Source organism: Ancylobacter dichloromethanicus (genome assembly GCF_018390645.1).
GTDB lineage: Bacteria > Pseudomonadota > Alphaproteobacteria > Rhizobiales > Xanthobacteraceae > Ancylobacter > Ancylobacter dichloromethanicus.
In genome coordinates this window covers 1-961 of sequence record NZ_JAHBGC010000023.1, presented here as the reverse complement: position 1 = coordinate 961, position 961 = coordinate 1, and the positions used below count along the sequence as shown (strand labels likewise).

The following is a 961-nucleotide window of genomic DNA, read 5'->3' as shown; positions in this document are numbered from 1 at the left end:
CTCGTCGTCCCACTTCACCGCCAGGCTCTTCGAGGTCTTGTCGATCAATGTCTCGACGAAAGCGTAGAGGTTCTTGGCGTAGAGCTGCGAGGCGGTCGCCGCCAGACGGCCCGGCACGTTGAGATGGCCGACGATCTTCACCCCGTTCGCCGTGGTCGCCACCTCGCCCGGCACCGCGCCCTCGACATTGCCGCCGCGCTCCACCGCGAGGTCGATCAGCACCGAGCCCGGCTTCATCGACGCCACCATGTCGCCCGACACCAGCTTCGGCGCCGGACGGCCGGGGATCAGCGCCGTCGTAATCACGATGTCCTGCTTGGCGATGTGGCTGGCGGTCAGCGCCGCCTGCTTCTGCTGATACTCCGCCGACATCGCCTTGGCGTAGCCGCCGGAGGTTTCCGCCTGCTTGAACTCCTCGTCCTCGACCGCGATGAACTTGCCGCCGAGGCTCTCCACCTGCTCCTTCGCCGCCGGCCGCACATCGGTGGCCGAGACCACCGCGCCGAGCCGGCGCGCGGTGGCGATCGCCTGCAGCCCGGCCACGCCCGCCCCCATCACGAACACCCGCGCCGCCGGCACCGTGCCCGCCGCCGTCATCATCATCGGGAACGCCCGGCCGAACTCGGACGACGCATCGATCACCGCCCGGTAGCCGGCGAGATTGGCCTGCGAGGACAGCACGTCCATCACCTGCGCCCGCGTGATCCGCGGCATCAGTTCCATCGCGAACAGGCTGGCCCCGGTGCCGGCGATCTCTTCCAGCGCCGCCTCATGGCCGAACGGGTCGGCGATCGCGATCACCAGCGCGCCCTTGTTCGCGCCCTTCAGCGCCGCCGCCGCCGGCCGCCGCACCGCGAGCACGATGTCCGCCCCCGCAACCGCCGCTTCATTGTCCGCCACCACAGTGGCCCCCGCGCCCTCATAATCGGAATCCCCGATCCCCGACGCCAAACCCGCCCCC

Annotated in this window: 1 protein-coding gene; it reads right to left on the bottom strand. The window is 70.3% G+C overall.

What is annotated here, in order from left to right:
- Positions 1 to 961: NAD(P) transhydrogenase subunit alpha (locus KHC23_RS14015; RefSeq protein WP_246544610.1), on the bottom strand; the 961-nt coding region annotated here is incomplete at both ends.